The sequence below is a fragment of the Streptomyces sp. NPDC029296 genome (genome assembly GCF_055569255.1).
Map to the genome: position 1 here is coordinate 133,383 of NZ_JBVHXT010000015.1, position 20,578 is coordinate 153,960.

Consider the following 20,578-nt stretch of genomic DNA (forward strand, 5'->3'; position numbering starts at 1 on the left):
CTCCCCCTTCCCCCTCTCCTCCTTCTTTTCTCTCCGTTTCTTCTCCCCCCCCCCCCCCCCCCCCCCCCACGACGTCATCAGGTGATCAGCGTATCGGCCGGCACCGACGGCCGGGGGCGGACGGCCGAAGCCGCCCGCCCGTGCGCCGGTCCGGTGCTTCCGTGCTACCCCTCGTCCCCGGCCTGTTCGCGCAGGCGTGCGGCGATCTGTGGCGGCATCGGCTCGTGCCGGGCGTAAGCGCGGTCGAAGCGGGCCGTGCCGTGCGAGAGGGAGCGCAGGTCGACGGCGTAGCGGCCGATCTCGAACTCGGGTACCTCGGCGCGGATCAGGGTCCGTCCCGTGCCCACCTGTTCGGTGCCGAGCAGCCGGCCGCGGCGGCCGGAGAGGTCGCTCATCACGGCGCCCACGTACGCGTCGCCGACGAGCACGGTGACCTCGGCGACGGGCTCCAGCAGATGGATCCTCGCTTCGGCGGCGGCTTCACGGAGGGCGAGCGCGCCGGCCGTCTGGAAGGCGGCGTCGGAGGAGTCCACCGAGTGGGCCTTGCCGTCCAGCAGCGTGACCCGCACGTCCACCAGGGGGTAGCCGGCGGCGACGCCCTTGGCGGCCTGCGCGCGGACGCCCTTCTCGACGGACGGGATGAACTGCCGGGGCACCGCGCCGCCGACCACCTTGTCCACGAACTCGATGCCCGAGCCGCCCGGCAGCGGCTCCACCTCGATCTCGCAGATGGCGTACTGGCCGTGCCCGCCGGACTGCTTGACGTGCCGGCCCCGCCCGGCCGCCCTGGTGGCGAACGTCTCGCGGAGGGACACCTTGTGCGGGACGACGTCGACCTGGACGCCGTAGCGGCTGCGCAGCCGTTCCAGGGCGACGTCGGCGTGCGCCTCGCCCAGGCACCACAGGACCACCTGGTGGGTGTCCTGGTTCTGTTCCAGGCGCATCGTCGGGTCCTCGGCGACCAGCCGGGCCAGGCCCTGGGAGAGCTTGTCCTCGTCGGCCTTGCTGTGCGCCCGGATGGCGACCGGCAGCAGCGGGTCGGGCATCCGCCACGGCTCCATCAGGAGCGGGTCGTCCTTGGCGGAGAGGGTGTCGCCGGTCTCGGCGCGGCTCAGCTTGGCCACGCACACGAGGTCGCCGGCGACGGCGTGGGTGACCGGGCGCTGCTGCTTGCCGAAGGGCATGGACAGGGCGCCGACCTTCTCGTCCACGTCGTGGTCCTCGTGGCCGCGGTCGGCGAGGCCGTGCCCGGAGACGTGCACCGGCCGGTCCGGGCGCAGGGTGCCGGAGAAGACCCGGACGAGGGAGACGCGGCCCACGTAGGGGTCGGAGGAGGTCTTGACGACCTCGGCGACCAGCGGGCCCTCGGTGTCGCACGGCTCCAGCTCGCGCGGGCGGCCGTCGAGGGTGGTGACGCCGGGCAGCGGGTGCTCGAAGGGGGTGGGGAAGCCGCCGGTGACCAGCTCCAGCAGCTCCACCGTGCCGAGCCCCTGCCGGGCGCCCCCGGCGGCGGGGGCGGCGGCCAGCACGGGGAAGAAGGACCCGCGCGCCACCGCCCGCTCCAGGTCCTGGACCAGGGTTTTGACGTCGACCTGTTCGCCGCCCAGGTAGCGGTCCATGAGGGTCTCGTCCTCGCTCTCGGCGATGATTCCCTCGATGAGCCGGTTGCGGGCCTCCTCGATGCCGGGCAGCTGGTCCTCGCCGGGCTCGGACTCCTTGCGCTCCCCGGAGGAGTAGTCGAACAGCTTCCGCGACAGCAGCCCGGCCAGCCCGGTCACCGGCGTGTGCCCGTCGGGGCCCTCGGGGCCGCGCAACGGCAGGTACAGCGGCAGGACGGCGTCGGGATCGTCGCCGCCGAAGGCCTCCGCGCAGGTCCGGGTCGTCTCCTCGAAGTCCGCGCGGGCGGCCTCCAGGTGGGTGATCACGATCGCGCGGGGCATGCCGACGGCCGCGCACTCCTCCCACACCGTCCGGGTGGCGCCGTCGACCCCGTCCGAGGCCGAGACGACGAAGAGGGCCGCGTCCGCGGCCCGCAGCCCGGCCCGCAGCTCCCCGACGAAGTCGGCGTACCCGGGGGTGTCCAGCAGGTTGACCTTGATGCCGTCCCACTCGACGGGCACCAGGGAGAGCTGGACCGAGCGCTGCTGGCGGTGCTCGATGTCGTCGTAGTCGGAGACGGTGCCGCCGTCCTCCACGCGGCCCGCCCGGTTCACCGCCCCCGCGGTCAGTGCGAGGGCCTCCACCAGGGTCGTCTTGCCCGAGCCGGAGTGGCCGACCAGCACCACGTTCCGTACGGAGGCGGGCCGGTCGGCCGTGAGAGCCCTGCCGGCGGCCCCGGGGTGGTGTGTCTGTGCCTTGTCGCCCATGATCCTGCCTCCCGTGCACGGTGAGGTCACTGTGGGCGCGGACACGCGGGATCCGCGTGCTCTGGCGGCTCCGGCGACGCCCGCGGTCATTCGAGCTTTCCACTCCGGTCACGTCGCGTCCATACGAAGGGCTACGTAGAGTGCGCGCCGGTGTCCGTTTCCGTCACGACCGCCTCGTGGGGCGCCGTGCGCGCCGCTTCCGGGCACCGGCCGCGGGTGCCCGCCCGTCGGCCACGCGTGCGCGTGGCTACGATGGGCCAGCCGGCGGCCAGCAGGGGCCGCGGCGTCACCGACCGTCGGGAAGGCCATGCTGAACAAGTACGCGCGTGCATTTTTCACGCGTGTCCTCACACCGTTCGCCGCGTTTCTCATCCGGCGGGGGGTGAGCCCCGACACGGTGACGCTCCTCGGCACCGCCGGGGTGGTCGCGGGGGCTCTGGTCTTCTACCCCAGGGGCGAGTTCTTCTGGGGCACGGTCGTGATCACCCTGTTCGTCTTCTCCGACCTGGTCGACGGCAACATGGCCCGTCAGCTGGGCCGCTCCAGCCGCTGGGGCGCGTTCCTGGACTCCACCCTGGACCGGGTGGCGGACGGCGCGATCTTCGGCGGGTTCGCCCTGTGGTACGCGGGCCGGGGCGACGACAACGTGCTGTGCGCGGTGTCGATCTTCTGCCTGGCCAGCGGCCAAGTGGTGTCGTACACCAAGGCGCGCGGCGAGTCGATCGGGCTGCCGGTCGCCGTCAACGGGCTCGTCGAGCGCGCCGAGCGGCTGGTGATCTCGCTGGTCGCGGCCGGTTTCGCGGGCCTGCACAAGTTCGGCGTGCCGGGCATCCAGTGGCTGCTGCCGATCGCGCTGTGGATCGTCGCGGCGGGCAGCCTCGTCACCCTGATCCAGCGGGTGGTCACCGTCCGCCGCGAGTCCGCGGAGGCCGAGGCGGCGGCCGGGCAGCAGGCCGGCGGGGCCGCGCGGTGAGTGCCGCCGACCGGTTCGCCGACGGGCTGTACGGCCTCGGCTGGAGCACCGTGAAGAAGCTCCCCGAGCCGGTCGCCGCGCGCCTGGGCCGGTCCATCGCCGACGCGGCCTGGAAGCGGCGCGGCAAGGGCGTACGGCGGCTGGAGGCGAACTACGCGCGCGTGGTGCCCGGCGCGTCCCCCGAGCGGCTGGCGGAGCTGTCCCGTGCGGGCATGCGCTCGTACCTGCGGTACTGGATGGAGTCGTTCCGGCTGCCGGCCTGGAGCGCCGAGCGGGTGAAGGCCGGCTTCGAAGCGCGGGACCTGCACCATCTGACCGAGGGGCTGGCCTCCGGCCGGGGCGTGGTCCTCGCCCTGCCGCACCTGGCCAACTGGGACCTGGCCGGGGCGTGGGTCACCACCAGGCTTCAGACGCCGTTCACGACGGTCGCCGAGCGGCTGAGGCCGGAGTCGCTCTACGACCGTTTCGTGGCCTACCGCGAGGGCCTCGGCATGGAGGTGCTGCCGCACAGCGGCGGCGCCGCCTTCGGCACCCTGGCCCGGCGGCTGCGCGACGGCGGGCTGGTCTGCCTGGTCGCCGACCGCGACCTGTCCGCCTCGGGCGTCGAGGTCGACTTCTTCGGGGAGCCGGCCCGCATGCCCGCCGGCCCGGCCCTGCTCGCCCAGCAGACCGGCGCGCTGCTGCTGCCCGTCACCCTCTGGTACGACGAGTCGCCCGTCATGAAGGGCCGGGTCCATCCCCCGATAGAGGTACCCGGGTCAGGTACGCGCGCGGAGAAGACGTCTGTCATGACACAGGCGCTGGCCGACGCCTTCGCCACCGGGATCGCGGAGCATCCGGAGGACTGGCACATGCTCCAGCGCCTGTGGCTCGCCGACCTCGACCCCGCGAAGGGACCCTCGTGAGAATCGGGATCGTCTGCCCGTACTCCTGGGACGTGCCCGGTGGCGTCCAGTTCCACATCCGCGACCTCGCCGAGTACTTCCTGCGGCTCGGCCACGACGTCTCCGTCCTGGCCCCGGCCGACGACGACACCCCGCTGCCGCCGTACGTCGTCTCGGCCGGGCGTGCGGTGCCGGTGCCGTACAACGGCTCGGTGGCCCGGCTGAACTTCGGCTTCCTGTCGGCCGCGCGGGTACGGCGCTGGCTGCACGAGGGCGCCTTCGACGTGGTGCACATCCACGAGCCGACCTCGCCCTCGCTGGGCCTGCTGACCTGCTGGGCGGCGTCCGGCCCGATCGTGGCCACCTTCCACACCTCCAACCCGCGCTCGCGGGCGATGATCGCCGCCTACGCGATCCTCCAGGCCGCGCTGGAGAAGATCAGCGCCCGGATCGCGGTCAGCGAGTACGCCCGGCGCACGCTGGTCGAGCACCTCGGCGGGGACGCGGTGGTCATCCCCAACGGCGTCGACGTGGACTTCTTCGCGAAGGCCGAGCCCAGACCCGAGTGGCAGGGCGGCACCATCGGGTTCATCGGCCGCATCGACGAGCCGCGCAAGGGGCTGCCCGTCCTGATGCGGGCGCTGCCCGCCATCCTGGCGGCCCGCCCGGAGACCCGGCTGCTGGTGGCCGGCCGGGGCGACGAGGAGGCCGCCGTCGCCGGACTGCCCGGGGAACTGCGCTCGCGCGTGGAGTTCCTCGGCATGATCAGCGACCAGGACAAGGCCCGGCTGCTGCGCAGCGTCGACCTGTACGTGGCGCCCAACACCGGCGGGGAGAGCTTCGGCATCGTCCTGGTCGAGGCGCTGTCGGCGGGCGTGCCCGTGCTCGCCTCCGACCTGGACGCGTTCGTGCAGGTCCTCGACCAGGGCGAGGCCGGCGAGGTGTTCGCCAACGAGGACGCCGACGCGCTGGCCGGGGCCGCCGTACGCCTGCTCGGCGACCCGGCCCGCCTGGCCGAGCTGCGCGAGCGGGGCAGCGCCCATGTGCGGCGCTTCGACTGGTCGACGGTCGGCGCGGACATCCTGTCCGTCTACGAGACGGTGACGGCGGGCGCGGCGGCCGTCGCCACGGACGACCGCACGACGGGCCTGCGGGCCCGCTTCGGCCTGGCCCGGGACTGACGGGCTTCCCGCCCGGGTCAACGGGAGACCGCCTCCAGCCGCCCGGCCCGGGCCCGGCCGGGCGATGCGGGGCGACTCGGACCGGGGCCCGCGGGATCCGGGCGCAGGCGACGCGGTGCCGGGCCCGGTGGACGCGGGAACGGCCCGGGGCGCGGTGGCGGGCTCGGCGGGTGCCGGCCGGCCCCGGCACGGAGCGCGGCGTCCCCGGCGCCGCTCCGCGCCCCGGCGGCTTGAAGGGGGCCGCGGGGCGGCCGATAGCCTTCGGGCGTGACCGCAACCCTCATCTGGATCCTCGTCGCGCTCGTCGCCGTCGGCGTGTACCTCGGCTGGACGGCCGGGCGGCTGGACCGGCTGCACGTGCGGATGGACGCCGCCCGGGCCGCGCTCGACGCCCAGCTGCTGCGGCGCGCCTCGGTGGCCCAGGAACTGGCGACCTCCGGCGTGCTGGACCCCGCCGCCTCGATCGTGCTCTACGAGGCCGCGCACGCGGCCCGGCAGGCCGAGGAGGAGCAGCGGGAGGTCGCCGAGAGCGAGCTGAGCCAGGCGCTGCGGGCGGTCTTCGGGGACGCGGCCCAGGTGGAGGCCGTGCGCGAGGCCCCCGGTGGCGACGCGGCGGCCCGTGAGCTGGCCGAGGCCGTCCGCAGGGTGCCGATGGCCCGCCGCTTCCACAACGACGCCGTGGGAGCCGCCCGCAGGCTCCGCGAACACCGCAAGGTCCGCTGGTTCCGGCTGGCCGGCCACGCCCCGTTCCCGCTGGCCTTCGAGATGGACGACGAGCCGCCCGCGGCCCTCGTCGAGCGGGTCTCCTGAAACACGGGTGAAACGAAAAGGATCCACCGGCTTGCCATTGGCCCTTGCTGTGGCCTGGTCCGTTCCCGTTTCCTCGGAGGTGCAGAAACCCTCTTTCACTTCAGCGAGGTCACCCGTGTCCACCACCGACAACCAGGCTCCCGAGACCGGCACCGCCCGTGTGAAGCGCGGCATGGCCGAGCAGCTCAAGGGCGGCGTGATCATGGACGTCGTCACGCCGGAGCAGGCGAAGATCGCCGAGGACGCGGGCGCCGTCGCCGTCATGGCCCTCGAGCGAGTCCCGGCCGACATCCGCAAGGACGGCGGCGTGGCCCGCATGTCCGACCCGGACATGATCGAGGGCATCATCGACGCGGTCTCCATCCCGGTGATGGCCAAGTCCCGCATCGGCCACTTCGTCGAGGCCCAGGTGCTGCAGTCCCTCGGCGTGGACTACATCGACGAGTCCGAGGTGCTCACCCCGGCCGACGAGGTCAACCACTCCGACAAGTGGTCCTTCACCACCCCGTTCGTGTGCGGTGCCACCAACCTGGGCGAGGCCCTGCGCCGCATCGCCGAGGGCGCCGCGATGATCCGCTCCAAGGGCGAGGCCGGCACCGGCAACGTCGTCGAGGCCGTCCGCCACCTGCGCCAGATCAAGGGCGACATCGCCCGCCTGCGCGGCCTGGACAACCACGAGCTGTATGCCGCCGCCAAGGACCTGCGCGCCCCGTACGAGCTGGTGAAGGAGGTCGCCGAGCTGGGCAAGCTCCCGGTGGTGCTGTTCTCCGCCGGCGGCGTGGCCACCCCGGCCGACGCGGCCCTGATGCGCCAGCTCGGCGCCGAGGGCGTGTTCGTCGGCTCCGGCATCTTCAAGTCCGGCGACCCGGCCAAGCGCGCCGCCGCCATCGTGAAGGCCACCACCTTCTACGACGACCCGAAGATCATCGCGGACGCGTCCCGCAACCTCGGCGAGGCCATGGTCGGCATCAACTGCGACACCCTCCCCGAGACCGAGCGCTACGCGAACCGCGGCTGGTAACCCCTCTCCTCAGAAGACACTCATGAACACTCCTGTCATAGGCGTCCTGGCCCTCCAGGGCGACGTACGGGAGCACCTCATCGCCCTGGCCGCGGCCGACGCCGTGGCCAGGCCGGTGCGGCGCCCCGAGGAACTCGCCGGGGTCGACGGCCTCGTCCTGCCCGGCGGCGAGTCCACCACCATCTCCAAGCTGGCCGTCCTCTTCGGCGTGATGGAGCCCCTGCGCGCACGCGTACGCGACGGCATGCCCGTCTACGGCACCTGCGCGGGCATGATCCTGCTCGCCGACAAGATCCTCGACCCGCGCTCGGGCCAGGAGACCATCGGCGGCATCGACATGATCGTGCGCCGCAACGCCTTCGGCCGGCAGAACGAGTCGTTCGAGGCCGCGGTCGACGTCAAGGGCGTCCCGGGCGATTCCGTGGAGGGCGTCTTCATCCGCGCTCCCTGGGTGGAGTCCGTGGGAGCCGGCGCCGAGGTGCTCGCCGAACACGACGGCCACGTCGTCGCCGTCCGCCAGGGCAACGCGCTCGCCACCTCCTTCCACCCGGAGCTGACCGGCGACCACCGCGTGCACGCGCTGTTCGTCGACATGGTGCGCGCCACCGGGGCGGCGGAGTCCTTGTAGGATCTCCGGGGGTCCCCCCGGCCTTTCGACCGAGGGGCGTTCGTACAGGATGGGTTACGCGAAGGAGACAGGCAGATGTCCGGCCACTCTAAATGGGCCACGACGAAGCACAAGAAGGCCGTGATCGATGCCAAGCGCGGCAAGCTCTTCGCGAAGCTGATCAAGAACATCGAGGTCGCGGCGCGCATGGGCGGCGCGGACCCCGAGGGCAACCCGACGCTGTACGACGCCATCCAGAAGGCGAAGAAGTCGTCGGTCCCCAACAAGAACATCGACTCCGCGGTCAAGCGCGGCGCGGGCCTGGAGGCCGGCGGCGCCGACTACGAGACGATCATGTACGAGGGTTACGGCCCGAACGGTGTCGCGGTGCTCATCGAGTGCCTCACCGACAACCGCAACCGCGCCGCCTCCGAGGTCCGTGTCGCCATGACCCGCAACGGCGGCTCCATGGCCGACCCGGGTTCGGTGTCGTACCTGTTCAACCGCAAGGGCGTCGTCATCGTCCCCAAGGGCGAGCTGACCGAGGACGACGTCCTCGGCGCCGTCCTGGACGCCGGTGCCGAAGAGGTCAACGACCTCGGCGAGACCTTCGAGGTCATCAGCGAGGCCACCGACCTGGTCGCCGTGCGCAGCGCCCTGCAGGACGCCGGCATCGACTACGACTCCGCCGAGGCCAACTTCGTCCCGACCATGCAGGTCGAGCTGGACGAGGAGGGCGCCAAGAAGATCTTCAAGCTCATCGACGCGCTGGAGGACAGCGACGACGTGCAGAACGTCTTCGCCAACTTCGACGTGAGCGACGAGATCATGGAGAAGGTCGACGCGTAACGCGTACGGCTGACGACCGGGCCGACGGGACACACCCCGTCGGCCCGTCGCGTTGTACGGCGCTGTCGGTGCCACCCGATAGCCTGCACGAACATGCGAACGGGTGACGAAGGGAGGCGGGCGTGCGCGTTCTGGGGGTGGACCCCGGCCTGACCCGGTGCGGGATCGGCGTCGTCGAAGGCGTGGCGGGCCGCCCGCTGACCATGCTCGGCGTCGGGGTCGTGCGCACCCCGGCCGACGCCGACCTCAGCCACCGGCTGCTCGCCGTGGAGCGCGGCATCGAGGAATGGCTGGAGGAGCACCGGCCCGAGTTCGTCGCCGTCGAACGCGTCTTCAGCCAGCACAACGTGCGCACCGTCATGGGCACCGCCCAGGCCAGCGCCGTCGCCATGCTGTGCGCCGCCCGGCGCGGCATCCCCGTCGCCCTGCACACCCCGAGCGAGGTCAAGGCCGCCGTCACCGGCTCCGGACGCGCCGAGAAGGCCCAGGTGGGCGCCATGGTCACCCGGCTGCTGCGACTGGCCGCGCCCCCCAAGCCCGCCGACGCCGCCGACGCCCTCGCGCTCGCCATCTGCCACATCTGGCGGGCCCCCGCCCAAAGCCGGCTCCAGCAGGCCGTCGCCCGGCACGCAGTCCACGCAACGAAAGGCCCCACGGCATGATCGCCTTCGTCAGCGGCACGGTCGCCGCGCTCGCCCCCGACACCGCGGTCGTCGAGGTCGGGGGCGTCGGCATGGCCGTCCAGTGCACCCCGAACACCCTGTCGACGCTGCGCATCGGCCGGCCCGCCCGGCTGCACACCTCCCTCGTCGTGCGCGAGGACTCGCTCACCCTGTACGGCTTCGCGGACGACGACGAACGCCAGGTCTTCGAGCTGCTGCAGACCGCGAACGGCGTCGGCCCGCGCCTCGCCCAGGCCATGCTGGCCGTGCACACCCCGGACGCGCTGCGCCGCGCGGTCGCCACCGGAGACGAGAAGGCCCTCACCGCCGTCCCCGGCATCGGCAAGAAGGGCGCCCAGAAGCTGCTGCTGGAGCTGAAGGACCGGCTCGGCGAGCCCGTCGGCGCCCCGGCCGTCGGCGCGCCCGTCACCCAGGGCTGGCGCGACCAGCTGCACGCGGCCCTAATCGGGCTCGGCTACGCCACCCGGGAGGCCGACGAGGCGGTGACCGCCGTCGCGCCCCAGGCCGAGGCGGCGGACGGCACCCCGCAGGTGGGGCAGTTGCTGAAGGCCGCCCTGCAGACCCTGAACCGCGCCCGCTGACCTCCCGCCACCCCGCTAGGAGAACTTCGTGAACTGGGACGACACCACCGGTACCCCCGCCGAGGAGCGGCTCGTCGGTGCGTCGGCCGATCGGGAGGACCAGGCCGTCGAGGCCGCCCTGCGCCCCAAGGACCTCGGCGAGTTCATCGGCCAGCACAAGGTCCGCGAACAGCTGGACCTGGTGCTGCGCGCCGCCCGCGCACGCGGCGCCACCGCCGACCACGTGCTGCTCTCCGGGGCGCCCGGCCTCGGCAAGACCACCCTGTCGATGATCATCGCGGCGGAGATGGGCGCCCCCATCCGGATCACCTCCGGCCCCGCCATCCAGCACGCCGGGGACCTCGCCTCCATCCTGTCCTCGCTCCAGGAGGGCGAGGTGCTCTTCCTCGACGAGATCCACCGCATGTCCCGGCCCGCCGAGGAGATGCTGTACATGGCGATGGAGGACTTCCGCGTCGACGTCATCGTCGGCAAGGGCCCCGGCGCCACCGCCATCCCGCTGGAGCTGCCGCCGTTCACCCTGGTCGGCGCCACCACGCGCGCGGGCCTGCTGCCGCCGCCGCTGCGCGACCGCTTCGGCTTCACCGCGCACATGGAGTTCTACTCCCCGCAGGAGCTGGAGCGCGTGGTGCACCGCTCGGCGAGCCTGCTGGACGTGGGCATCGAGCCGGACGGCGCCGCCGAGATCGCCGGCCGCTCCCGGGGCACGCCCCGTATCGCCAACCGCCTGCTGCGCCGCGTCCGCGACTACGCGCAGGTCAAGGCCGACGGGCTGATCACCCGGGAGATCGCCGCCGCCGCGCTCGCCGTCTACGAGGTCGACGCGCGCGGCCTGGACCGGCTGGACCGCGCTGTCCTTGAGGCCCTGCTGAAGCTGTTCGGCGGCGGACCGGTGGGCCTGTCCACCCTCGCCGTCGCGGTGGGGGAGGAGCGGGAGACCGTGGAGGAGGTCGCCGAGCCGTTCCTGGTGCGCGAGGGCCTGCTCGCCCGTACCCCGCGCGGCCGGGTCGCCACCCCCGCCGCCTGGGCGCACCTCGGGCTGACCCCGCCGCAGGCGCCGGCCGCGGGAAACGGACAACAGGACCTGTTCGGGGCGTGACGGCGGCCGGGCGGCGAGGACGATGGCCCGGCCGGAACCCAGGTGCCATGCTGAGCGTTGTTCCATGAGAGCGGACTCGCTTAGACTCCGCCGATGCCGCCCTTGCGGGCGGCGCCGACCACACCCCCATCCAACAGGCCGCTCACCCGCGCGGTCGCGCGAAGGAAATTCCGTCCCGTGAATGCCTATACCCTTCTCCCGTTCATCGTGCTCATCGCGGCCATGTTCCTGATGACGCGTTCGGCCAAGAAGAAGCAGCAGCAGGCCGCCGACATGCGGAACCACATGCAGCCCGGCTCCGGAGTCCGCACGATCGGGGGGATGTACGCGACGGTCAAGGAGGTCAACGAGGACACGGTCCTCCTCGACGCCGGGCCGGGCGTCGACCTCCTCTTCGCCAAGAACTCGATCGGCGCCGTCCTCACCGACGACGAGTACAACCGCATCGTCCACGGCGTCGAGCACGATCTGAAGTCCGACACCGGCCTCGTCCCGGACGACGCCTCCTCCCTCACCGAGACCGACGAGACCGACGGATCCGCCGACGCTGCCGCCGCCTCGGACGACAAGATCGACCTCGGTAAGAAGGACGCCGCCGAGGCCGGGGCGGACGACCAGCCGAAGAAGACCGACGGCGACTCCGACGCGAAGTAGCCGCACCCCGGGACGCGCGGCGGCGGCATGATGGGCGCCCCGCGCACCCCGGGCGCGTCTGTTTCCGCACGGGAGCCCGACACCATGTCATGGCCGACCGCGCCGACCGGGCGCGGGGCGGCCCGAGAGGGAGTACGAGAAGGTGGCAGCACCTAAGAGGGGCCGAAGCGCGAGCGCCCCGAGCAAGCCAGGGCGCTCGCTGGCCCTCATCCTGATCGCCATCGTGGCGCTCGCCGGGGGGATGTTCGCCTCCGGGCACACCACCCCGCGTCTCGGCATCGACCTCGCCGGCGGTACGAGCATCACGCTCAAGGCGAAGGCCGACCAGGGGTCCGCGATCAACAAGGCCAACATGGACACCGCGGTCGACATCATGAACCGCCGGGTCAACGGCCTGGGCGTCTCCGAGGCGGAGGTGCAGACCCAGGGGAACGACAACATCATCGTCAACATCCCCAAGGGCACCAACTCCAAGGAGGCCCAGGAGCAGGTAGGCACCACCGCCAAGCTGTACTTCCGGCCGGTCCTGGCCAGCGAGCCCAGCGGTCCCGCGGCGAAGAACCCGTCGCCGAGCGCGTCGACCGGCGGCAGCTCCTCCCCGAAGCCGGGCGGCAGCCCGTCCGCGTCCGCCTCCTCGAAGGAGAAGGCGTCCTCGACCGGCGGCTCCACCTCCCCCTCGGCCTCGGCGACCTCCCAGGGCCGCGCCGTCACCGACGCCCTGAAGAAGGCCCCCACCCCCTCGCCGAGCGGCTCCGCCTCCGGCAGCGCCAAGCCGTCCGCCACGCCGTCGGCCCCGGCCGGCAGCGGCTCCGACGCCGCGCTCCAGGCCCAGTACGCGGCGCTGGACTGCTCCAAGCCCACCGACCGGGCCAAGGCCGGCAAGAACATCAAGCCCGGCCAGCCCACCGTGGCCTGCGGCGAGATCGACGGCGCCTGGTACAAGTACCTGCTCGGCCCCGCCGCCGTGGACGGCACCGAGGTGAAGAAGGCGCAGGCCGTCTACGACACCCAGGGCGCCTCCGGCTGGCAGGTCCAGATGACCTTCACCTCCGGCGGGGCCAAGAAGTTCGCCGACATCACCGGCGAGCTGGCCCAGAAGACGCAGCCGCAGAACGAGTTCGGCATCGTCCTGGACGGCGAGGTCGTCTCCAGCCCGTACGTGCGGCAGTCCATCACCGGCGGCCAGGCGGAGATCTCCGGCAGCTTCAAGCAGGAGGAGGCGCAGGGCCTCGCCAACATGCTGTCGTACGGCGCGCTGCCGCTGTCCTTCCAGGAGCAGTCCGTCACCACCGTCACCGCCGCGCTCGGCGGCGAGCAGCTGCACGCCGGTCTGCTCGCGGGCGCCATCGGCCTCGCCCTGGTCGTGATCTACCTGGTGGTGTACTACCGCGGCCTGTCCCTCGTGGCCATGGCCTCGCTGGTGGTCTCCGCGATCCTCACCTACGTGATCATGGCGCTGCTCGGCCCGGCCATCGGCTTCGCGCTGAACCTGCCGGCCGTCTGCGGTGCCATCGTCGCCATCGGTATCACCGCGGACTCCTTCATCGTGTACTTCGAGCGCATAAGGGACGAGATCCGCGAGGGCCGCACGCTGCGCCCCGCCGTGGAGCGGGCCTGGCCGCGCGCCCGGCGCACCATCCTGGTCTCCGACTTCGTGTCGTTCCTGGCCGCCGCCGTGCTGTTCATCGTCACCGTCGGCAAGGTGCAGGGCTTCGCCTTCACGCTGGGCCTGACCACCCTGCTCGACGTGGTCGTCGTCTTCCTCTTCACCAAGCCGCTGATGACGCTCCTCGCCCGCCGCCCGTTCTTCGCGGACGGCCACAAGTGGTCCGGTCTCGACCCGAAGAGCCTGGGCGCCAAGCCCCCGCTGCGCCGTACCCGCCGTCCCGCCGGCCCCGCCGCCGGTCCCGTCGACCCGAAGGAGGCGTGAGCGATGTCGAAACTCGGCAACATCGGCGCTCGACTGCACCGCGGCGAGATCGCCTACGACTTCGTCGGCAAGCGGATGATCTGGTACGGCGTCTCGATCCTGATCACCATCACGGCCATCGTCGGCCTGGCGGTGCGCGGCCTGAACATGGGCATCGAGTTCGAGGGCGGCGCCGTCTTCACGACGCCCACCAAGATGAGCGCCTCGGTGGCCCAGGCGGAGGAGTACGCCAACGAGGCCTCCGGCCACCAGGCCATCGTGCAGAAGCTGGGCAACGGCAGCCTGCGCATCCAGATCGCCGGCATCGACACCGACCAGTCCGACCGGATCAAGCAGGAGCTGGCCAAGGACCTCAAGCTCGACCCCGAGAAGCTGGCCGCCGACCTGGTCGGCCCGAGCTGGGGCGAGCAGATCGCCAACAAGGCCTGGGAGGGCCTGGCGATCTTCATGGTCCTCGTGGTGATCTACCTGGCGATCGCCTTCGAGTGGCGCATGGCCGTCGCCGCGCTGGTCGCGCTGATCCACGACATCACCATCACGACCGGTATCTACGCCCTGGTCGGCTTCGAGGTCACGCCCGGCACGGTCATCGGTCTGCTGACCATCCTCGGTTACTCGCTCTACGACACGGTCGTCGTCTTCGACAGCCTCAAGGAGCAGACGAAGGACCTCACCAAGCAGACCCGGTTCACCTACAGCGAGGTCGCCAACCGGTCGATCAACGGCACCCTGGTCCGCTCCATCAACACCACGGTCGTCGCGCTGCTGCCGGTCGCCGGTCTGCTCTTCATCGGCGGCGGCTTCCTCGGCGCGGGCACGCTCAACGACATCTCCCTGTCGCTGTTCGTGGGTCTCGCGGCCGGTGCCTACTCGTCGATCTTCATCGCCACCCCGCTCGTCGCCGACCTCAAGGAGCGCGAGCCGGCGATGAAGGCCCTCACCAAGCGGGTCCTGGCCAAGCGCGCCCAGGCCGCCACGGAGGAGGACCGCGCCGAGTTCCGCGCCGCCGACGACGACGCCGCCGACGACGGTGCCCCCGCCGTCGTGGGCCCGCGCAACCAGCCCGCGCCCCGTGGCCGGGGCCGCGGCCGCACCTCGGGGAAGCGCCGATGACCGACATCCAGGAACTGCTGCTGAGCCGCATCCGCGATGTGGCCGACTACCCGGAACCAGGCGTGATGTTCAAGGACATCACCCCGCTGCTGGCCGACCCGGCGGCCTTCACCGCGCTCACCGACGCGCTGGCCCGGATCGCCACCGACACCGGCGCGACCAAGATCGTCGGCCTGGAGGCCCGGGGCTTCATCCTCGGCGCCCCGGTCGCCGTCCGCGCCGGCCTGGGCTTCATCCCGGTCCGCAAGGCGGGCAAGCTGCCCGGAGCCACCCTGCGCCAGGCCTACGACCTGGAGTACGGCTCGGCGGAGATCGAGGTGCACGCCGAGGACCTGAGTGCCGGCGACCGCGTGCTGATCGTGGACGACGTCCTGGCCACGGGCGGTACGGCGGAGGCGGCGATCCATCTGATCCAGCGCGCCGGCGCCGAGGTGTCCGCTCTCGCGGTGCTGATGGAGCTGGGCTTCCTCGGCGGCCGGGCCCGGCTGGAGACCGCGCTGGACGGGGCCCCGCTGGAGGCACTGCTCCAGGTCTGAGCGCGCTCGCGGCGACACGGCCGCACCCGGCACGCGGTGCCGGGTGCGGCCGTGTCGCGTCCCACCGGGCGCCGGTGCTGCGCCGCGCACCCCTTGCGCGGGCGTTTCCCCAGGTCCGCCGCGGTGCGCCCGCCCACCGTCGGCGACCTCGCGGGCGCCTGGCGACCGGCCGCCCGGAATCCTCCGGCAGCCTCCCGCGTTGCAGGGGTACACGGTCCTCACAGCCGCCTGAAGGCGATGACCGGGCGCAGGATGGCTACCATGGGGTGTCCGGAGCCTGACCGGGGGACCCGGATCGCGCACGAGGAGCCCTCTTGCCAGACGAGGCCCAGCCACTGACCGCCGCCAAGCCCGAGCCCGCCTCGGCCGCCGCGGCGAAGCCCGCGCCGAGCACGTCGCAGGTGAAGAACGACACCCGCGGGGCCGTCGAGCACGCCCACTCCGCCCCGGTGGAGAAGAGCGCCGAGTCCGCGCGCCCCAAGCAGGCCCCGGCCGAGCGCCCGGCACAGCCCCCGGTGGTGCGCCAGCCGGCCACGCCGCCCACCCGCAGCGGCTCCTCCAACCGGGTCCGGGCCCGCCTCGCCCGCCTCGGTGTGCAGCGCGCGAACCCCTACAACCCGGTCCTGGAGCCGCTGCTGCGGATAGTGCGCAGCAACGACCCCAAGATCGAGAACTCCACGCTGCGCCAGATCGAGCGCGCCTACCAGGTCGCCGAGCGCTGGCACCGCGGCCAGAAGCGCAAGAGCGGCGACCCGTACATCACGCACCCGCTCGCCGTCACCACCATCCTCGCCGAGCTGGGCATGGACCCGGCCACCCTGATGGCCGGGCTGCTGCACGACACCGTCGAGGACACCGAGTACGGCCTCGACGACCTGCGCCGCGACTTCGGCGACGTCGTCGCCCTGCTCGTCGACGGCGTGACCAAGCTCGACAAGGTCAAGTTCGGCGAGGCCGCGCAGGCCGAGACCGTGCGCAAGATGGTCGTGGCCATGGCGAAGGACCCGAGGGTCCTGGTCATCAAGCTCGCCGACCGGCTGCACAACATGCGCACCATGCGCTACCTCAAGCGCGAGAAGCAGGAGAAGAAGGCGCGCGAGACGCTGGAGATCTACGCCCCGCTCGCCCACCGCCTCGGCATGAACACCATCAAGTGGGAGCTGGAGGACCTCGCGTTCGCGATCCTCTACCCCAAGATGTACGACGAGATCGTACGGCTGGTGGCCGAGCGGGCGCCGAAGCGTGACGAGTACCTGGCCATAGTGACCGACGAGGTCCAGTCCGACCTGCGCGCCGCCCGGATCAAGGCCACCGTCACCGGCCGCCCGAAGCACTACTACAGCGTCTACCAGAAGATGATCGTGCGGGGCCGCGACTTCGCCGAGATCTACGACCTGGTGGGCATCCGCGTCCTCGTCGACACGGTCCGCGACTGCTACGCCGCCCTCGGCACGGTGCACGCGCGATGGAATCCGGTCCCCGGCCGGTTCAAGGACTACATCGCGATGCCCAAGTTCAACATGTACCAGTCGCTGCACACGACGGTCATCGGCCCCAACGGCAAGCCGGTCGAACTCCAGATCCGCACGTTCGACATGCACCGCCGCGCCGAGTACGGCATCGCCGCGCACTGGAAGTACAAGCAGGAGGCCGTCGCCGGCGCCTCCAAGGTCCGCACCGACGCGCCGAAGACGTCGGCGAAGGACAAGGACGCCATCAACGACATGGCGTGGCTGCGGCAGCTGCTGGACTGGCAGAAGGAGACCGAGGACCCCGGCGAGTTCCTGGAGTCCCTGCGCTTCGACCTGTCCCGCAACGAGGTCTTCGTCTTCACCCCCAAGGGCGATGTCATCGCGCTGCCGGCCGGCGCCACCCCGGTGGACTTCGCCTACGCCGTGCACACCGAGGTCGGCCACCGCACCATAGGGGCGCGGGTCAACGGGCGTCTCGTGCCGCTGGAGTCCACCCTGGACAACGGCGACCTGGTCGAGGTCTTCACCTCGAAGGCGGCCGGCGCCGGACCGTCCCGGGACTGGCTCGGCTTCGTCAAGTCGCCGCGGGCGCGCAACAAGATCCGCGCCTGGTTCTCCAAGGAGCGCCGCGACGAGGCGATCGAGCAGGGCAAGGACGCCATCGTGCGGGCCATGCGCAAGCAGAACCTGCCGATCCAGCGCATCCTCACCGGCGACTCGCTGGTCACGCTCGCGCACGAGATGCGCTACTCGGACATCTCCGCGCTGTACGCGGCGATCGGCGAGGGCCACGTCTCCGCGCAGAACATCGTGCAGAAGCTCGTCCAGGCCCTCGGCGGCGAGGAGGCCGCCACCGAGGAGATCGACGAGTCGGTCCCGCCGTCCCGCGGGCGCGGACGCAAGCGGCGCTCCAGCGCCGACCCGGGCGTCGTCGTCAAGGGCGTCGAGGACGTGTGGGTCAAGCTGGCCCGCTGCTGTACGCCGGTGCCGGGCGACCCGATCATCGGCTTCGTCACCCGCGGCAGCGGCGTATCGGTGCACCGCAGCGACTGCGTCAACGTCGACTCGCTGTCCCGGGAGCCGGAGCGCATCCTCGACGTCGAGTGGGCGCCGACCCAGTCCTCGGTCTTCCTGGTCGCCATACAGGTGGAGGCTCTGGACCGCTCCCGGCTGCTGTCGGACGTCACCCGGGTCCTGTCCGACCAGCACGTCAACATCCTGTCGGCGGCCGTGCAGACCTCCCGGGACCGGGTGGCCACCTCCCGGTTCACCTTCGAGATGGGCGACCCCAAGCACCTGGGCCACGTCCTGAAGGCCGTCCGGGGCGTGGAGGGCGTCTACGACGTGTACCGCGTGACCTCGGGCCGCAGCCGCTCGTAGCCGCACGCCGCCCCGGTCCGGGCGCCGGACGGCGAGAAGGGCCCCGTACGCGCGTACGGGGCCCTTTCAGCGGGGCGGCGAGGGATTCAGCCGCCGAACTCGTGCAGGCCCTTGAGAGCCTGGTCCAGCAGCGCCTGGCGGCCCTCCAGCTCCCTCTCCAGCTTGTCGGCCTTGGCGTTGTTGCCCTGGGCACGCGCCTGGTCGATCTGCGCCCGCAGCTTGTCCACGGCGGCCTGGAGCTGACCGGTCAGACCCTCGGCACGCGCGCGTGCCTCCGGGTTGGTCCGGCGCCACTCGGCCTCCTCGGCCTCCTGGAGCGCCCGCTCGACGGCGTGCATCCGGCCCTCGACCTTGGGCCGGGCGTCGCGCGGGACGTGACCGATGGCCTCCCAGCGCTCGTTGATCGAGCGGAAGGCGGCCCGCGCGGCCTTCAGGTCGGCGATCGGCAGGAGCTTCTCGGCCTCCTCGGCCAGCTCCTCCTTCAGCTTCAGGTTCTCCGACTGCTCGGCGTCCCGCTCGGCGAACACCGAGCTGCGGGCGGCGAAGAACACGTCCTGGGCGCCGCGGAAGCGGTTCCAGAGCTCGTCCTCGTGCTCGCGCTGGGCGCGGCCCGCGGCCTTCCAGTCCGCCATCAGCTCCCGGTACCGGGCGGCCGTCGGACCCCAGTCCGTCGAGCCGGACAGCGCCTCCGCCTCGGCGACCAGCCGCTCCTTGACCCGGCGGGCCTCCTCGCGCTGCGCGTCCAGCTGCGCGAAGTGCGCCTTGCGGCGCTTGGAGAACGCCGACCGGGCGTGCGAGAAGCGGTGCCACAGCTCGTCGTCGGACTTGCGGTCCAGCCGCGGCAGCCCCTTCCAGGTGTCCACCAGCGACCGCAGCCGCTCCCCGGCGGACCGCCACTGGTCGGACTGCGCGAGCTGCTCGGCCTCGGCGACCAGGTCCTCCTTGGCCTTGCGGGCCTCGTCGGACTGCCGGGCCCGCTGTGCCTTGCGCTCCTCGCGGCGTGCCTCGACGGTCGCCACGAGCTTGTCCAGCCGCTTCCGCAGCGCGTCCAGGTCGCCGACCGCGTGGTGCGCGTCCACCTGCTCGCGCAGGTGGCCGATGGCGGCCTGGGCGTCCTTCGCCGACAGGTCGGTGGTCCGCACCCGCTTTTCGAGGAGGCCGATCTCGACCACCAGGCCCTCGTACTTGCGCTCGAAGTAGGCCAGCGCCTCGTCGGGGGAGCCGGCCTGCCAGGAACCGACGACCTTCTCGCCGTCGGCCGTACGCACGTACACGGTCCCCGTCTCGTCGACGCGGCCCCACGGGTCGCTGCTCACAGCGCCTCCTCCACATGATGCCTGCGGGGGGCCTCAGCACCCCCGGGCATCGTCCACAGTTTCGTCACGGCCAACATAGGCGACCAGCGGGTGGCCTGTCCGCATCCAGCACGACCGAAATTCCGCTGCCCGCCCTGTTGACCTTCGGGTCCGGGCAGCGGAAGGGGGCCGGCGGGGTCCGGGCGCGGGCGTCAGGACTTGACGACCGCGGCCTTGTCGATCACGACCGTCGCGTTCGGCGCGCCGTCGCCGGCGCCCGTGTTCTCACCGGCCGCCGCGATCTTGTTCAGCACCTTCATGCCGGCCGCGTCGACCGTGCCGAACGGGGTGTAGCTGGGCGGCAGCTGGCTGTCCTTGTAGACGAGGAAGAACTGGCTGCCGCCGGTGTGCGCCTGCCCGGTGTTGGCCATGGCCACCGTGCCCGCCGGGTAGGTGTTGTTCTTCAGGCTCTTGTCCTTGAGGTTCTCGTCCGGGAGCGTGTAGCCCGGGCCGCCCGCGCCGGTGCCCTGCGGGTCGCCGCACTGCAGGACGTAGATGCCCTGGCTGGTCAGCCGGTGGCACTTGGTGTGGTCGAAGTACCCCTTGCCCGCCAGGAAGTCGAACGAGTTCACCGTGTGCGGCGCCGCCGACGTCTTCAGCGCGACGCCGATGTCCCCGCACGTCGTCGACAGCTTCAGGGTGTACTTCGCCGACGTGTCGATGCTCATCGCCGGCTCCTTCTTCCAGCTCAGCTTCTTCACCGAGCCGGCCGCCGGCTTCTCGCAGGGGTCCGGTGCCTTGCTGGCCGGCGAGGCGCTCGGGGTGACCTCCGCGCTCGCGTTCGTCTTCTTGCCGTCGTCGTCCTTCAGCACCCCGGTCGTGTACAGGGCGACACTGCCGATGACGACCACGCCCAGTACCGACGCGATCACGGAGTTGCGCAGGCGGGCCTTGCGCCGCGCCTCGGTGCGCCGCTGCTGCTGCCGCAAGAACTTCTCCCGGGCGAGCTGACGCCGCCGCTGCTCCTGGCTGACCACCGGGTTTCTCCTCATGCGTGTCGTGTGTCGGGCGGTACGCGTGCGTCCTCGTGCTCCGACCGCTGCGTGTAGCCCCGTACCGTATATGGGTTCGCTGAGGAAAAGGC

At 72.1% G+C, this 20,578-nt stretch carries 18 protein-coding genes; 15 read left to right on the plus strand and 3 right to left on the minus strand.

Annotation, left to right across the window (positions count from 1 at the left end; genetic code table 11):
- Nucleotides 1-164: 164 nt before the first annotated feature.
- Complete coding sequence (locus tag ACZ4W9_RS15745) at nucleotides 165-2,366, minus strand: elongation factor G-like protein EF-G2 (RefSeq protein ID WP_467935905.1); 2,202 nt, start codon at nucleotides 2,364-2,366, stop codon at nucleotides 165-167.
- A 307-nt stretch (nucleotides 2,367-2,673) separates the two neighbouring features.
- Between ACZ4W9_RS15745 and pgsA the strand changes: the two genes are divergently transcribed.
- The 15 genes from pgsA to relA all read left to right on the plus strand — a co-directional run bounded on the left by pgsA (nucleotide 2,674) and on the right by relA (nucleotide 18,139).
- Complete coding sequence (gene pgsA, locus ACZ4W9_RS15750; protein WP_358693036.1) at nucleotides 2,674-3,339, plus strand: phosphatidylinositol phosphate synthase; 666 nt, start codon at nucleotides 2,674-2,676, stop codon at nucleotides 3,337-3,339.
- Entirely contained in the window at nucleotides 3,336-4,244 is a 909-nt protein-coding gene (locus tag ACZ4W9_RS15755; RefSeq protein WP_467935907.1) for a phosphatidylinositol mannoside acyltransferase, read from the plus strand. Before pgsA ends, ACZ4W9_RS15755 begins: the two co-directional genes overlap by 4 nt.
- A complete protein-coding gene (locus ACZ4W9_RS15760) occupies nucleotides 4,241-5,404 on the plus strand; it encodes a glycosyltransferase family 4 protein (RefSeq protein ID WP_467935908.1) in 1,164 nt (387 codons plus the stop codon). Before ACZ4W9_RS15755 ends, ACZ4W9_RS15760 begins: the two co-directional genes overlap by 4 nt.
- A 267-nt stretch (nucleotides 5,405-5,671) precedes the next feature.
- Nucleotides 5,672-6,214, plus strand: a complete 543-nt coding sequence (locus tag ACZ4W9_RS15765) for a LemA family protein (RefSeq protein ID WP_467935910.1) — start codon at nucleotides 5,672-5,674, stop codon at nucleotides 6,212-6,214.
- Nucleotides 6,215-6,329: 115 nt separating this feature from the next.
- The gene (pdxS, locus tag ACZ4W9_RS15770; RefSeq protein ID WP_467935911.1) at nucleotides 6,330-7,235 is read left to right on the plus strand and encodes a pyridoxal 5'-phosphate synthase lyase subunit PdxS; all 906 of its coding nucleotides are present in this window, start codon (nucleotides 6,330-6,332) and stop codon (nucleotides 7,233-7,235) included.
- A 22-nt stretch (nucleotides 7,236-7,257) separates the two neighbouring features.
- Nucleotides 7,258-7,863 (plus strand): pyridoxal 5'-phosphate synthase glutaminase subunit PdxT, encoded by a 606-nt coding sequence (gene pdxT, locus ACZ4W9_RS15775; RefSeq protein WP_467935913.1) that lies wholly within the window; start codon nucleotides 7,258-7,260, stop codon nucleotides 7,861-7,863.
- Between the two features lie 75 nt (nucleotides 7,864-7,938).
- A complete protein-coding gene (locus ACZ4W9_RS15780) occupies nucleotides 7,939-8,691 on the plus strand; it encodes a YebC/PmpR family DNA-binding transcriptional regulator (protein ID WP_318204544.1) in 753 nt (250 codons plus the stop codon).
- A gap of 122 nt (nucleotides 8,692-8,813) precedes the next feature.
- Nucleotides 8,814-9,353, plus strand: coding sequence for a crossover junction endodeoxyribonuclease RuvC (gene ruvC / locus ACZ4W9_RS15785; RefSeq protein WP_467935916.1), 540 nt, complete (start codon nucleotides 8,814-8,816; stop codon nucleotides 9,351-9,353).
- Nucleotides 9,350-9,955: a Holliday junction branch migration protein RuvA gene (gene ruvA / locus ACZ4W9_RS15790; protein WP_467935917.1), complete on the plus strand. Its 606-nt coding sequence runs from the start codon at nucleotides 9,350-9,352 to the stop codon at nucleotides 9,953-9,955. Before ruvC ends, ruvA begins: the two co-directional genes overlap by 4 nt.
- Before the next feature lie 28 nt (nucleotides 9,956-9,983).
- A complete protein-coding gene (gene ruvB / locus ACZ4W9_RS15795) occupies nucleotides 9,984-11,054 on the plus strand; it encodes a Holliday junction branch migration DNA helicase RuvB (RefSeq protein WP_467935919.1) in 1,071 nt (356 codons plus the stop codon).
- A 177-nt stretch (nucleotides 11,055-11,231) separates the two neighbouring features.
- Nucleotides 11,232-11,708 (plus strand): preprotein translocase subunit YajC, encoded by a 477-nt coding sequence (yajC, locus tag ACZ4W9_RS15800; RefSeq protein WP_318204548.1) that lies wholly within the window; start codon nucleotides 11,232-11,234, stop codon nucleotides 11,706-11,708.
- A 142-nt stretch (nucleotides 11,709-11,850) separates the two neighbouring features.
- Nucleotides 11,851-13,638 (plus strand): protein translocase subunit SecD, encoded by a 1,788-nt coding sequence (gene secD, locus ACZ4W9_RS15805; protein ID WP_467935922.1) that lies wholly within the window; start codon nucleotides 11,851-11,853, stop codon nucleotides 13,636-13,638.
- A gap of 3 nt (nucleotides 13,639-13,641) precedes the next feature.
- Nucleotides 13,642-14,751, plus strand: coding sequence for a protein translocase subunit SecF (secF, locus tag ACZ4W9_RS15810; RefSeq protein ID WP_467935923.1), 1,110 nt, complete (start codon nucleotides 13,642-13,644; stop codon nucleotides 14,749-14,751).
- Nucleotides 14,748-15,287, plus strand: a complete 540-nt coding sequence (locus tag ACZ4W9_RS15815; RefSeq protein WP_467935925.1) for an adenine phosphoribosyltransferase — start codon at nucleotides 14,748-14,750, stop codon at nucleotides 15,285-15,287. The genes secF and ACZ4W9_RS15815 overlap by 4 nt, the downstream gene beginning before the upstream one ends.
- A 314-nt stretch (nucleotides 15,288-15,601) precedes the next feature.
- Nucleotides 15,602-18,139, plus strand: a complete 2,538-nt coding sequence (gene relA, locus ACZ4W9_RS15820) for a GTP pyrophosphokinase (RefSeq protein WP_467935927.1) — start codon at nucleotides 15,602-15,604, stop codon at nucleotides 18,137-18,139.
- Between the two features lie 86 nt (nucleotides 18,140-18,225).
- On the opposite strand, the gene ACZ4W9_RS15825 is transcribed toward relA, so the two are convergent.
- Together ACZ4W9_RS15825 and ACZ4W9_RS15830 are read right to left on the minus strand one after the other, a co-directional pair.
- On the minus strand, nucleotides 18,226-19,455 hold the full coding sequence (locus ACZ4W9_RS15825; protein WP_467935929.1) for a DUF349 domain-containing protein: 1,230 nt from the start codon (nucleotides 19,453-19,455) through the stop codon (nucleotides 18,226-18,228).
- Nucleotides 19,456-19,646: 191 nt separating this feature from the next.
- A complete protein-coding gene (locus tag ACZ4W9_RS15830) occupies nucleotides 19,647-20,471 on the minus strand; it encodes a peptidylprolyl isomerase (protein WP_467935958.1) in 825 nt (274 codons plus the stop codon).
- Nucleotides 20,472-20,578: the final 107 nt, after the last annotated feature.